We start from the raw sequence: 13,561 nt of genomic DNA on the forward strand, positions 1-13,561 counted from the left end.
TAAGTTTACTGTTTTTAGTTTATTGTTTGTGGTTCTCCCAACAATAAACTAAAAACTAAAAACAACAAACAGCATATAAATGGCAAATTTAAAGGAAATCCGTAATAGAATTACTTCCGTTTCATCTACGATGCAAATCACATCAGCGATGAAAATGGTTTCTGCAGCTAAGCTAAAGAAAGCACAAGATGCAATCACAGCTATGCGCCCTTATGCCGAAAAACTAACGGAATTATTACAAAATCTTTCTGCTACTCTAGATGGAGGTGCCGGAGAAGAGTTTACGACACAGCGTGAAGTAAAGAAAGTACTAGTTGTTGTGATTACTTCAAACAGAGGTTTGTGTGGTGCTTTTAATACGAATGTTATAAAAGAAGCTAAAAACCGTGCTGAATTCTATGCAGGAAAGCAAGTTGATTTTTTTGCTATTGGTAAAAAAGGAAATGATGTTTTAAGTAAAACCAATTCAGTTGTCGAGAATAAAAGCGAAATTTTTGATGATTTAAGTTTTGACAATGTAGCAACCATAGCTGAGGCATTAACTGAGAAATTTTTAGCAGGTGAGTATGACAAAATTGAATTGATTTACAATCAGTTTAAGAATGCCGCTACTCAGATCGTTCAAACAGAACAATTTTTGCCTTTAGCGCCAGTTAAATCTGATTTGAATGTTACGCCTTCAGATTATATTTTTGAACCTTCTAAAGAGGAAATTGTGTTGACTTTGATACCTAAGTCTTTGAAAACACAATTATACAAAGGAATTAGAGATTCATTTGCTTCTGAACATGGAGCTCGTATGACTGCAATGCACAAAGCAACTGATAATGCAACAGAGTTGAGAAATCAATTGAAATTAACATATAACAAAGCACGTCAAGCAGCTATCACTAATGAAATCCTTGAGATTGTTGGTGGAGCTGAAGCTTTGAATGGATAATATTATATTGAAATATAAATAGTAAAGCCTCGCAATTTGCGAGGCTTTTTTTGTCTAAAATGATTGTAGTTTTAAGATTCGATTATCATATTTGTCAAACACATAAATCGCATCTTCAAATGCTTTTATTTTTAAGCTGTTATTATACTCACTAAAATTATTGTCTTTATTCTGTCCAATTGTGTATTCATGTACGAATATTGAGGAGTTTAAATTTTTATCTATCTTAATAATACGCGTCCTATTGTGATCCGTTACGTATAGATTACCATATTTATCTATCGTAATATTTTCCGGTTCGTTTAATGTAATTCCGTTGTTTGTTGTGATTATTTGCGCTTTGTTGTTCCCAAAAACTTTTACAATTCGGTTATTTCGTGAGTCACACAGGAACAAATTGTCTTCATTATCGATTGTAATTCCTGCAAGCTCATTGAAGGTTATCGGGATATCAAGTTCAATTTTATTGCCTTGTGCGTCAAATTTGTGTATTGTGTTTTTTTTACTATCAGTAATGTATAAGTTGTTTTTTGAATCAATTGCAAGATCTTGTAATCTTTCATAATCAATTCTTTTTTGTTTTGGATTTATGAAAATGGATGAATGTCCGTTTGTATCGATTTTTATTATCTTAACGTCTTTCCAATCCCCATTGATTACATATAGATTGTTAGCATTATCAATAGCAATCGATTCAGGGTATTCAAAACTGGTAAAATGTGGTTTTCCTACTGTTTTACCATAACTTCCGTTGCCACAAAAGGTAGTTACCAAACCTTCTTTTGAAATTTTTCGAATTAAATTATTTCCTTTGTCGAGGACAAATAAATTACCATTTTTATCAAAAACTCCATCAAAAGGTAATTTATAACTAGCGGTTTTGATGTCACCATTTCTTGAGGTTCCATTTTTTAAACCATATTGCGTTATTTTAGAATTTTTATCAATACAGTTTACGAAGTCTTTTGAGGTTAGAATAATGTTATCCTTCTCATCTGTTTTCAACTTAACTTGAAAACTAAAATCTTGAGAAATCAACAATTGATCTTTGATTGTTTTAAGTAATTTCCCTTGTTGGTCAAATTCTAAAAGTTGTTTGACCTCACTATCAAAAACTATTACTATTCCTTTACTGTTAACCGTTATGGAAGCGGGCCATTTTATAATTCCTTTTGGAATAAATGTTGAAACAGTGCCATCCTGACTAAGCTTTTTGACCTTTCTATTGACTTGGTCAACGATGTACAATTCTTGTAGTTTGTTTAAGGCTATGTCAGAAATTTGATGAAATCTAGCATCTTCTGCTTTTCCTATTTCGTCACCTTGATCCTGATTACCTGCAATAGTTGTTACGGTTCCTTTTAAATCTATTTTTCTAATGCTATTTTTATCAGCAACAAATATTTCGTTATTAGGTGTTATGGCAAGCCCGCTAATAAACCTATAGGAAACAAGATGAATTTCACCATCTTGACCAGCAATACCATCTATTGAGCCTCTGTAACGTCTTCCTGAAAATAATTCCGCATTTCCTAAACTGTCAATTTGGTAAATCTGGTTGTAATTTACAGAAACGTACAGGTTTTTTTTCGAATCAATCACTATGTTTTCTGGTCGGTTCAATGAAGCATTGACACCTTGTCCATCTTTATTTTCTTTTATTCCGTTACCTACATAAGTAGTGATTTTATTGTTTTCTATTTTTCTGATTAGATTATTTTCAGTGTCCGCTACCAAAATTTTATTTCCACTTCTGACAGCACTTGATGCCCAGTCAAAGCAGGTGTCGTTTGTTCTTAAAACACCACTATAAACAGTGATATTTGCAGTTTTATTTGGTTCTTTTTTTGGCTTTAAATTGTCTGGTTTAGTAGAGGAGCAACCCAGTAGGGTCAAAACTGTTAATGATGTAATGATTTTTTTTGGCATAAAAGTGACTATTTTAAATTCGATATTAAATCTATACAAATTTCTTTTAATTAGATTTTAGAAGCTTACGTTATTAGCTTCTTTTTTGTTTTTTGTAAGTATAAAGTAGCATATATTGATAGATGTTAAATAAATTAACGTTTTTGTTGTCAAATTAGATTTATGGCATTGTTTTTTTGTAAATTCGACCAAATTTTTCCAAAAATACCATGAAAAACTATCCTTTAGAGCTCTCAGAGCAGCTTTTGCAGTACGTGAAAACGGGTAAAGACACCAAAGAGTTAAGACGTGAACTTTTTTACGTTAGAGCAAATAAACTTTGTGGTTATTTGAGTAACGATGAATTAAAACAACAGTTTTGGATTAACATTTACAATGCCTATTTGCATTTACTGAAAACGGAATCCCAAATTAATAAAAGTACTTTTGACGTAAAAAGAATCAAAATAGGTTATAATCGCATTTCTTTGAATGATATAGAATTCCGTATTTTAAAAAAAAAAGGTTTAAAAAATTACTGGGGCATTGCTAATTATTTTGATTCTCCATTTATAAAAAAGTTGTCTTTGCAAAATAGCGATCAATCCATAATATCTCAATTAGACAAGTACGGGATTTAATTTTTTGTCTTCAGGTTTAAAAAGTTAGAACATGAATCTCTTTTACTTGAATGATTAAACCAAAGAAATGGTTATTTTTGTTTCAAATTAATAGAAATAACCATTTTGGGATTATATAAAAAACTTTTTAAGCAAACCGCTATTTATGGATTGGCTACTGTATTGCCAAGGATGTTTAGCTTTTTGTTGGTACCACTTTATACTAATTTACTTCCAAAGGCTGAGTACGGAAAGGTATCCATCATTTTTGCTTGGATGATATTTTTTAATGTCATTTTAGCTTATGGAATGGAAACCGCTTTCTTTAGGTTTTACAATAATGAGGAAGATAAACAATCCGTGGTAGAGACTTCGATGATTTCTATTTTTTGGACCACCATTTTGTTTTTGTTTATAGCCTTACTATTTAGAACAACACTGGCAGATTGGTCTGGAATAGACGGTCAATATATTACCTATACAATATGGATTTTAGCACTTGATGCTTTGGTTATCATTCCTTTTTCAAAATTACGTGCTTTACAAAAACCCATGGTCTATGCTACGATAAAAATTGGGAACGTTTTAATCAATTTGATACTAAGTGTTCTTTTTTTATTGTATTTCCCCATTTTAGTAAAAGAAAGTCCAGAGGGGTTTGTGAGTTCACTATTCATAGATAATTTTGAAATAGGATACATTTTCTTGGCCAATATCATCGCTAGCTTACTAACCTTCGTAGTCTTGTCTCCTGATTATGTTTTTCTAAAATGGAAATTTAATTTTTCGCTTTGGAAAAAAATGCTTCGTTATGGTCTGCCTATTATGGTCGCTGGAATAGCATTTGCCATTAACGAACAATTTGATAAAATTTTATTAGCAAAATTACTGCCTTCAAGGATTGCTGAAGCCGAAGTAGGGGTGTATTCTGCTTGTTATAAATTGGGGCTATTTATGGTGCTGTACCGTACTGCTTATACATTGGGAATTGAACCTTTCTTTTTCAGTCATGCTTCTGATAAAAATGCGCCACAGACCTATGCTACTGTAACCAAGTATTTTGTCATCTTTGGCTCTTTTATCTTGCTAAGCGTGATTGTATTTGCCGACTTATTCAAATTTTTAATGATACGTGATTCTTCGTATTGGGTAGCCATGAAGGTGGTGCCATTAATTATTTTGGCCAACTTTTGTTTGGGTATTTATACCAATCTTTCCGTTTGGTATAAATTAATTGACAAAACCTACATTGGCGCTTACATTTCAATTGCGGGTGCTTTGATTACATTGGTGTTGAATTTTTTATTAATTCCAACAATGAGTTATTACGGTTCAGCGATTGCTACTTTAGCGGCTTACGGGAGTATGATGGCGATATCGTATTTCTTGGGAAATAAATATTACCCAATTCCATACGATTTAAAAAAGATTGGAAGCTATCTAGGAGTGTCCATTCTATTTTCAATAGTCTCTTTTTATAAATTTAGAGAGAATTATTTCGTTGGAATTGCGTTATTAGTAGCATTCATGTATTTCATTTATTACAATGAAAAAGAAACTTTATTAAGGATAGCCAATAGAAAAGAAGAATAAGCATCATTCTTTTTCAAAAATATAATACTTATAAAAATGAAAATAAACATTATTAATAAATCACAACATGCTTTGCCTAGTTATGAAACCATTGCTTCAGCAGGAATGGATTTAAGAGCTAATTTAAGCGAACCAATAACATTGCAGCCTTTAGAGCGAACAATCGTTAAAACAGGCCTTTTTATCGAATTACCGATAGGATATGAGGCACAAGTACGACCGAGAAGCGGTTTAGCTTTTAAAAACGGAATTACGGTACTAAACAGCCCTGGAACTGTTGATGCTGATTACCGTGGTGAGATAGGGGTAATTCTAGTAAATTTATCCAATCAGGATTTTGTAATTCAAAACGGGGAACGCATTGCCCAACTAATTATTGCTAAACACGAACGCGCCGAATGGTTTGAAGTAGCTGAATTAACAGAGACTTCTAGAGGCGCTGGAGGATTTGGAAGTACGGGTGTTAAATAGTATTCAGTTTTCAGAGATTGAGTAAACAGTCCGAAAATAGTCAATGTATATATTAAACTAATTAATAAAACCTTTGTGAACTTTGTATATCATCCTTTCCCGATGTTTCGGGAGTTGAAGGACTTTGCGAACTTTGCGGTTAAATAAATAATCAAAAATGAAAATAATAGTTCCTATGGCAGGACGTGGTTCTCGTCTTCGCCCACATAGTTTAACAGTCCCTAAGCCATTGATTCCTGTTGCTGGGAAACCTATCGTACATCGATTGGTAGAAGATATTGCTAAAATCCTTAAAGAACCGATAGATGAAATCGCCTTTATTCTTGGTGATCCTGCATTTTTTGGTGATGATGTGGTGAAAAGTTTAGAGAAATTAGCAACTGATTTGGGGGCTAAAGCATCCATTTACCGTCAAGATTTACCTTTAGGGACTGGTCACGCGATTATGTGTGCTAAAGAATCGTTGTCAGGACCTGCTGTTATTGCTTATGCAGATACTTTGATTAGAGCTGATTTTGAATTAGATCCAACTGCTGATGCCGTAATTTGGGTGAAGCAAGTAGACCAACCTGAAGCCTATGGAGTGGTAAAGTTAAACGACAATTCTGAAATTGTGGAATTGGTTGAAAAACCAGCCGAATTTGTGAGTGATTTGGCAGTAATTGGTATTTACTATTTCAAAGAAGTTGGTGATTTAAAGAAAGAATTACAAAATGTTTTAGATAACAACATCCAGAATGGTGGTGAATACCAAATCAATGACGGTATCAAGGCGATGATGGCCAATGGTAAGGTTTTCAAAACCGGAAGTGTTGATGAATGGATGGATTGCGGTAATAAGAATGTTACGGTAGAAACGAATTCTAGGATGCTTGGTTTTTTACAGTCTGACGGTGTGGAACAGGTGGCTGCTAATGTGAAATTAGAAAACAGTACAATTATTCCACCTTGTAATATTGCCGAGGATGTAATTTTAATCAATGCCACTGTTGGTCCTAATGTTTCGCTTGGGAAAGGTTGCCATGTTATCGATAGTACCATAAAAAATAGTTTGATTCAGACTCATGCGCATATTAAAAATGCTCATTTAGACAATGCTATGATTGGTAATCATGTTAGCTTTGATGGTAAATTTACAAGTATCAGTATTGGAGATTATTCGGTTTTAGAATAATGTTTGCCAATAAATAATATTAAGTTCAGAGAGAAAATAGTAGTTTTATCCTTTTTCTTTCTGAACTTTGTTTTTTTGTAGTAATTCAGTTTTTGAAATGATGCGTCAATTGATTTTAGTATTTGTGTTCCTAGTTTTGCTATGCAATTCAAATAGTCTATGGGCGCAGACTGAGATGGATTACAAGCCTACCGATAAAGACAAGTTTCATGATTTGTTTTTTGAAGCCTTAAAACAAAAAGGAATTGAAAACTACGATAAGGCTATTGTTTCTTTAGAAAAATGTCTAAAATTAGAACCCCAAAATGCGACTGTTTTTTATGAATTGGGTAAAAATTATTTAGCACTAAAAAACTACAAAAACGCAATTAATTCATTCGAAAAAGCCACTCAAATTGATCCCACTAATAAATGGTTTTGGGTAGGTATTTATGATGTCAATTATGAAACCAAGGATTATGTTGGGGCCATTACCACCATCAATAAATTGATAACTTTCGATCCTAAATTTAAAGAAGATTTAACCTCATTGTACATGAATACCGCCCAGTTTGACAAGGCTTTGGCATTAATCAATGAGCTGAATGAAACCGTAGGCAAGTCGGACCGCAGAGAATCCTATAAAATCCAAATTTTATCACAAGGCAAATACCAAAATACGGAGATTCAAAATCTGGTTGAGCAAATTAAAAAGTACCCTAAAGAAGAGTCAAATTATATATCATTGATTTATTTGTATTCCAAAAATAATGAGATTAAAAAGGTAATTGAAACAGCTCAACAACTAGAAAAAGAAATCCCTACATCCGAATGGGCTCAAGTGAGTTTGTTCAAATTTCATCTAGAAAATAAAGAAGGAGACAAGGCCGTTGAATCCATGAATACGGTTTTGGCAAGTAACAAAATTGATTCGAAAATTAAACACCGTGTTCTCAATGAATTTTTAATTTTTGTCAATACCCAACCTCAATATGCCGATGCTTTGGAGCATGCTGTGGGTTATTTTGATCGTGATACTGAAGTAGATGTATCCAAAGAAGTGGGTAAATTTTATCATTCTAAAAAAGAATGGAGCAAGGCTGTCAAGTATTATGAACTTTCGAATAGTAAAGCAACTCAAATAGATATTGAAAATAATTTGCTTTTGCTTCAAGTTTATGCTGAGCTCAAACAGTTTGACAGTCTTACAGAAAAGGCTGTAAACTTGGTTGATTTTTTTCCTAATCAGCCTCAATTTTACTATTTTTCAGGCTTAGGGTACAATCAATTGGGAAAATATAAAAAAGCGAAGGAAATGCTCGAAATGGGTATGGATTTTGTTGTAGAAGATAGAGCTTTAGAAATTAATTTCAATATTCAGTTAGGAGAGGCTTATAATGGTTTAGGGGATGTTGCCAAAAAAGAGTTTCATTTTTCCAAAGCCAATCAATTATTAAAAAACAAATAATGCATACAAAATCAATAATTAGAAGAAGTGTTTTACTTTTTTTTCTTGCATGTACCTTGATACAGGTATCTTGTAAATCCAAAAAAGCTTTGGTTCAAAATAACAGTGCAGCGCCTGTTGAAGATTTAAAAACGAATGAAATCATTGGAAAGCACTACAACTTGAAAACGGAATTTTCATCAATTTACATCAAATCCAATGTGCGATTTGATAATGGTAGCCAAACGCAAAATGTAACAGCGGATATCCGAATTAAAAAAGACGAACAAATCTTAGTCAGTGTTCGTTTCTTAGGAATCACCATGGCAAAGGCTTCTATCACTCCAACAAAAGTTAGTTATTACGAAAAAATAAAAGGAACTTATTTTGAAGGTGATTTTAGTGGTTTGAGTCAGTGGTTGGGAACAGATTTGGATTATGATAAAGTTCAAAATATGCTGTTAGGAGAATCTCTGGACGACCTTAGAAAAGGCAAATACTCGCAAACTCTTGACGAAATAGCGTACCGTTTAGTAGACAAAGCCAATAATACTACCCAAAAAACGTTTTATATTGATGCCGCTAATTTTAAGGTGCGAAAACAAGAAGTGATCCAAACCGACAAAGGAAGGAAAATCGAAATTAAGTACGGTAATTACAGCAATTTCGACAAAAATATTGTGCCAAAACAAGTACATATTGAGGCCCTCCAAGAAAAAGGAAAAACAGAAATTAATATGGAATACGAGGACATTAACTTCAATGAATCACTTTCTTTTCCATATAGTGTTCCAAATGGTTATAAAAGAATTATAATTAATTAAATTTGCACCAAAATATATTTTTAAGATGCCAAAGTTTTTTCTAAGCCTAGTTTTTATTTGTATGACTTCAATCCTTTGGAGTCAATCCTCTCAACAAGAAAAGTTAGAGCAACGTAAGGCTCAAATTCAGAGAGAAATTAAGGATAATGAAAAGATGTTAAAGTCGGTTCAGTCCAAAGAAAAATCTGCTATGAACGTGTATCTGATTCAAAAGAATAAAATCAGGTTGAAAGAGAATTTGATTAATACTACGGAGAAGCAGACCAAGTTATTGGCCAATGATATGTATTTGAATCAATTGAAGATTAACAAGCTAAACAAAGAGCTCTTGGTTTTGAAAGAAGATTATGCTAAGAAGATTGTGCAATCTTATAAGAGTCGTTCAGAGCAGAGTCGTGCCATGTTTATTTTATCTTCGGAGAATTTTCTACAAGCCTTTAAAAGAGTGCAATACCTAAAGCAATATACTAATTTTAGAAAAGCGCAAGGTGAGGAAATTAAAGGGAAATCCTTGGAACTAATTGCAATCAATAAAAAATTAAATGAGCAAAAAGTTGCTAAACAAAAGCTCTTAGAAGAAAATAAAAAAGAACGTCTGTCACTTGAAAAAGAAAGGGTAGAACAAGAAAAATTAGTAAACGAAATTAAGAAAGATAAAAACCGAATTGTTTCGGATATTCGTAAGAAACAAAACGAATCTAAAAACATCGACAGACAAATTGATCGTTTGATACGTGAAGCAATTGCTGAAGCCAACAGAAAGGCCGCTGCGGAGAAAGCAAGAGCTTTAGCAGAAGCCAAAGCCGCTGCAGCAGCAGATGCAGCCTCAAAAGCGCCAAAATCATCCAAAAAAGCAGCTGCGGCTCCTGTGGTGGTAGAAGAGGCTCCTGTAGCAAGGACAGAAGTATCTTCTTCTCGTATTGAGTTAACTCCGGAATCAAAGTTAATAGCGGATAGTTTTAGAGCGAACAGAGGAAAATTACCTTGGCCAGTTGAAAAAGGTTTTGTCTCCTTAGGTTACGGAAATCAAGCGCATCCTATTTACAATACCTTAGTGATTCATAATAGTGGTGTAGAAATTACAACCGAAGAAGGCGCTAATGCTAGAGCTGTTTTTGGTGGTGAAGTGGCCAGTGTAATGATATTGTCTCCAGTGAATAAGGCGGTGATGATACAACATGGAGATTACTTTACGGTGTATCAAAATTTAAGCTCTGTTTCTGTGAATAAAGGAGATAAAGTGGGAATCAAGCAAAACTTAGGACGTGTAAGAACAAGTGGTGAAACGGGTAAAACAGTAATTAAATTTTTGTTATTACAAAATACAACTTATGCAAACCCCCAAGGATGGCTTTCAAATATGTAATTTCAGGTCAGAGTGGAATAAATATAACTCCAAAAATTTTCGAATTTTTGGAGTTTTTTTTGGCTTTATAATAACGAATCTGGATTAGCTGTTTAATTCAAACAGATTATCAATTGCATAAAGATTCAAAATTTAGTAGATTGTTGTCTAATGGAGAATTCTAATGTATTTATTAGCTATTGAGCTACTATAAAATGAAATTCAAGATAATCCGTTCATGATGTGGATTTTACTTTCCTGTGAATTTTTATCCTTTTGTAAAAAACAAAAAGGCCTCCATTTCTGGAAACCTTTTGAAGTATGTACGAATCTAAAGTACCTTATTTTTTAATAATTATTTTGCTTGTCACTCCTTTTGTTGTAGTCACTCTTACAAGATAATTTCCAGGGGTAAGGGAATCTAATTCTAACCTGTTGCTGTCGTTATTTTGTGTTTTTACAAGAGCACCAGAAAGACTATATATTTCAACCGTCTTAATATTTTCGACATTGGCAATGTTTAAAACATTTGAAACAGGATTGGGATAGAGTAAGGCCTTATTTTTTTCAAAATCATTTACACCTAATGAATATTCTGTTTTGATGTAATAAAGATCAGTGGTGTCGCCTTTGCTAATGGTATAGGTTCCTGCAGCAATTGACGGAATTGTAACTATACCGTTTACAGCTGTATAACTGGTAGTGTTTACAGCAATATCGGTTCCTACTGTAAGTTTTATTTTTCCACTAAAGCCCGAGTTAAACACCAAAGTTAAAGTTGAAGTAGCTGTACTGGTATATGTTATTCGTGTAGCAGATTCAATTTTGAGACGTTTTGTCAAGGTCAAGCCGTCATAGGACTGCGTGCCATCTGTAGAGTTCATGTTTCCTGAAATGGCATAAAAGGTGCTAGTCTTTAATGAGTCTGTAAAGTTGTGTATTTCACCACCAGTATTAGTTCCAGGTGGCACTACCGTTATGGTTCCTGACTGTGTTGATGTAGTTCCTGTGGTTCCAGTAGTTGTAACAGTGTATGAAATGTTTGCTGTAGGACTGCCAGAAATAGTTAACGTTTTATCCGTAGGGTTTTTTATAAAGTTGATTCCTGAAGCAGGTAATCCTGTTACATTTACGTCAGTGGCGTCACCACCCCAAGTAAAGACAATAGTTTCAAGAGCCTCACCTTGTACCACATCTTGGTTGCTATTAGCGGTTGTAACTACTAGAGTTTGAGTACTTGGTTGTGCTTCCCCTTGGATGTAAACTATTTTTGTAGCATATCCTGTTAATGCTGCCTTAAGCGCTGGTAAAACTGCGTCTGAAGTGTCATCTACGGTGTTGTTAAAAGTCCATTTTAGGTCACCTCCCTGCATGCGTCCTGCTAACTGCATTGTTTTGTTTTTTGCATCTAATGGACTGTCTGGAGTATAAGAATACATAATAGTCGCATTAGTATCAAAGTTATTATAAGTGTTCGCTCCTTTGAATGATTTTACTGTTAAAGGTACTTGTTCATTTCTTGAGGTCACTACATAGGCATCAAAATCAATTGTAGAATCAATTTTACCTGCAATATTGTACAAAGGATTAGGGTCTCCGTAGGCTACAAATCGCATAGAATTGGTTGCAATATCGGCATCAAAAAAGTTGTTAAAGGCTTTTATAGATCCCCCGTCTTCTCCAGAGAAAGTACCTTGGTTACTTGGGTCATTGGCTTGTTTTGAAGAACTCCAAACATCCGTTCCTTGCATAGAAGTCATCATCGGGTTTTTAGCATTTCGATAATAATTTGCTTCTATAAATAAATCGGATCCCAAAGTTGATCCCGAACCATATTTAGAATTGCCATCAAAATAGTTGTTGTAGATGTGAACCGAGTAGTAACGAACACGAGGATGGCGAGAGTCAGAGTGATCGTACCAATTATGATGATAGGTGATATAACCAGGTTCAGCCCCTTCGCTCAACCCTAATAAATTACATTTTCCAGAATCCCAAAAGTGATTATAAGAAAAAGTCACATAGTTTGATTTTTTACTATCTAAAGCGCCATCACCTTTGGCTTGATCATTAGCACTACCTGCATGACCATAAAAAAGGTCACAGTTATGTACCCATATGTAGTCATTGCTTTGTTGGAGTCCAATATTGTCACCTTCGCTACTGTTACAATTCATAGTGCCTAGATTACGAACTTCAATATTAGATGCATTTTTTATACGAATACCCCAGCCATTGGCAACAGCATCATTACCAATCCCTTCTAAGGTGATGTAACTTGCCGCGTTATTGGCGTTTTCTATAACGATATCACCTCCAAGCATATAACTGAAATCCGTGATATTTCCTATCATTCGAACTATTAATGGACGCAAATCTTTTCCTTTTTTAAATCCGTCAAGTATAGTTTGCAGTCCCACACAAGGGTTGGCGTTAGCTCCTGTTACCGTTAATGAGATGGAATTTTTAGTCGATTCTGTAACGTATAGGATTACTGCATTGGCTTTTGGTGTTCCATCTGCTTTGTAGGCGCCTGGAACTCTTCCATTTGAAAACGAAAATCCGGTGCGATCGTGTGCCGAAACTGCAATCGTACCAGTTGTAGTTCCAGCTTCTTCAGTTCCAGCAATAACAGGTTTTACTGTAAGGGCATAGTTTCCTGCTGCAATACCGGGAATATCTGCTCTAAAATAGCTTCCATAGCTACGGATTAAGGGATTGTCAATTTTTTGATTGGTGATACCATTGCCTGTGTAATACACATTGTAGCTTGTAGCTCCTGATACAGGTTCCCATTTTACATAGGCTGTTTCTAGCCAGCCACCTGATTCAGTAATGTTTACTGACTGTGCCCATCCTTGTATTGATGCGAAGATGAGAGTCAAATAAAGTACAATTTTTTTCATTCTTTTTGTTTTAATAGTTAGTTATGATAGTTTTTGTGGTATTTAAAGGTTTAATAGCTTATTGTGATCGATTACATTTTTACTTAAATTTTTTTATTTTCAGTTTAGCAATAACAATGATTTTAAAACCTACATCTTGTAATCGATTGCACAAATATATTATTCTTTTTCAAATAACAATTTTTTTTCATGAATTAAATTGTTTTTTTATATAAAGTATTTTATTTCAATAGTTTATAGCGTTGTTTTGAGAATTTGAAATTCATTATAGAATATTCAATATAAAAGTTCTAAAGATTTAAAAAATTATTATTTCAAATGTGAATCAAAGCAATTTGTGATTTTAATCTAAAA

At 33.7% G+C, this 13,561-nt stretch carries 10 protein-coding genes; 8 read left to right on the top strand and 2 right to left on the bottom strand.

Annotation, left to right across the window (positions count from 1 at the left end; all coding sequences use genetic code 11):
* The first annotated feature begins 79 nt into the window (after window positions 1–79).
* Window positions 80–940, top strand: coding sequence for an ATP synthase F1 subunit gamma (atpG, locus tag ACNH59_RS05805; RefSeq protein WP_418264485.1), 861 nt, complete (start codon window positions 80–82; stop codon window positions 938–940).
* A 54-nt stretch (window positions 941–994) separates the two neighbouring features.
* Here atpG and ACNH59_RS05810 read toward each other — a convergent pair whose 3' ends face one another.
* Window positions 995–2,869, bottom strand: coding sequence for an NHL repeat-containing protein (locus ACNH59_RS05810; RefSeq protein WP_418264486.1), 1,875 nt, complete (start codon window positions 2,867–2,869; stop codon window positions 995–997).
* 209 nt (window positions 2,870–3,078) lie between these two features.
* Between ACNH59_RS05810 and ACNH59_RS05815 the strand changes: the two genes are divergently transcribed.
* The 7 genes from ACNH59_RS05815 to ACNH59_RS05845 all read left to right on the top strand — a co-directional run bounded on the left by ACNH59_RS05815 (window position 3,079) and on the right by ACNH59_RS05845 (window position 10,322).
* On the top strand, window positions 3,079–3,489 hold the full coding sequence (locus tag ACNH59_RS05815) for a DUF547 domain-containing protein (protein WP_418264487.1): 411 nt from the start codon (window positions 3,079–3,081) through the stop codon (window positions 3,487–3,489).
* Window positions 3,490–3,594: 105 nt separating this feature from the next.
* Window positions 3,595–5,061: a lipopolysaccharide biosynthesis protein gene (locus ACNH59_RS05820; RefSeq protein ID WP_418264488.1), complete on the top strand. Its 1,467-nt coding sequence runs from the start codon at window positions 3,595–3,597 to the stop codon at window positions 5,059–5,061.
* Between the two features lie 36 nt (window positions 5,062–5,097).
* Window positions 5,098–5,532: a dUTP diphosphatase gene (gene dut / locus ACNH59_RS05825; RefSeq protein WP_418264489.1), complete on the top strand. Its 435-nt coding sequence runs from the start codon at window positions 5,098–5,100 to the stop codon at window positions 5,530–5,532.
* 157 nt (window positions 5,533–5,689) lie between these two features.
* Window positions 5,690–6,706 (top strand): sugar phosphate nucleotidyltransferase, encoded by a 1,017-nt coding sequence (locus ACNH59_RS05830; protein WP_418264490.1) that lies wholly within the window; start codon window positions 5,690–5,692, stop codon window positions 6,704–6,706.
* Between the two features lie 100 nt (window positions 6,707–6,806).
* Entirely contained in the window at window positions 6,807–8,153 is a 1,347-nt protein-coding gene (locus ACNH59_RS05835) for a tetratricopeptide repeat protein (RefSeq protein WP_418264877.1), read from the top strand.
* Window positions 8,153–8,956, top strand: a complete 804-nt coding sequence (locus ACNH59_RS05840) for a DUF4292 domain-containing protein (protein ID WP_418264491.1) — start codon at window positions 8,153–8,155, stop codon at window positions 8,954–8,956. Before ACNH59_RS05835 ends, ACNH59_RS05840 begins: the two co-directional genes overlap by 1 nt.
* 61 nt (window positions 8,957–9,017) lie before the next feature.
* The gene (locus ACNH59_RS05845; protein WP_418264492.1) at window positions 9,018–10,322 is read left to right on the top strand and encodes a murein hydrolase activator EnvC family protein; all 1,305 of its coding nucleotides are present in this window, start codon (window positions 9,018–9,020) and stop codon (window positions 10,320–10,322) included.
* Window positions 10,323–10,642: 320 nt separating this feature from the next.
* Here ACNH59_RS05845 and ACNH59_RS05850 read toward each other — a convergent pair whose 3' ends face one another.
* Window positions 10,643–13,207, bottom strand: coding sequence for a T9SS type A sorting domain-containing protein (locus ACNH59_RS05850; RefSeq protein WP_418264493.1), 2,565 nt, complete (start codon window positions 13,205–13,207; stop codon window positions 10,643–10,645).
* Between the last annotated feature and the right edge of the window lie 354 nt (window positions 13,208–13,561).

It is taken from the genome of Flavobacterium faecale (assembly GCF_048320115.1).
In the GTDB taxonomy this organism is placed as follows: Bacteria; Bacteroidota; Bacteroidia; order Flavobacteriales; family Flavobacteriaceae; genus Flavobacterium; species Flavobacterium faecale_A.

What these genes read in the sequence shown, in the direction of transcription:
- dut (WP_418264489.1), top strand. Translation starts at nt 5,098, where the DNA reads ATGAAAATAAACATTATTAATAAATCACAACATGCTTTGCCTAGTTAT.
- ACNH59_RS05815 (WP_418264487.1), top strand. Translation starts at nt 3,079, where the DNA reads ATGAAAAACTATCCTTTAGAGCTCTCAGAGCAGCTTTTGCAGTACGTG.
- ACNH59_RS05840 (WP_418264491.1), top strand. Translation starts at nt 8,153, where the DNA reads ATGCATACAAAATCAATAATTAGAAGAAGTGTTTTACTTTTTTTTCTT.
- atpG (WP_418264485.1), top strand. Translation starts at nt 80, where the DNA reads ATGGCAAATTTAAAGGAAATCCGTAATAGAATTACTTCCGTTTCATCT.
- ACNH59_RS05810 (WP_418264486.1), bottom strand. Translation starts at nt 2,869, where the DNA reads ATGCCAAAAAAAATCATTACATCATTAACAGTTTTGACCCTACTGGGT.
- ACNH59_RS05845 (WP_418264492.1), top strand. Translation starts at nt 9,018, where the DNA reads ATGACTTCAATCCTTTGGAGTCAATCCTCTCAACAAGAAAAGTTAGAG.
- ACNH59_RS05850 (WP_418264493.1), bottom strand. Translation starts at nt 13,207, where the DNA reads ATGAAAAAAATTGTACTTTATTTGACTCTCATCTTCGCATCAATACAA.
- ACNH59_RS05830 (WP_418264490.1), top strand. Translation starts at nt 5,690, where the DNA reads ATGAAAATAATAGTTCCTATGGCAGGACGTGGTTCTCGTCTTCGCCCA.
- ACNH59_RS05835 (WP_418264877.1), top strand. Translation starts at nt 6,807, where the DNA reads ATGCGTCAATTGATTTTAGTATTTGTGTTCCTAGTTTTGCTATGCAAT.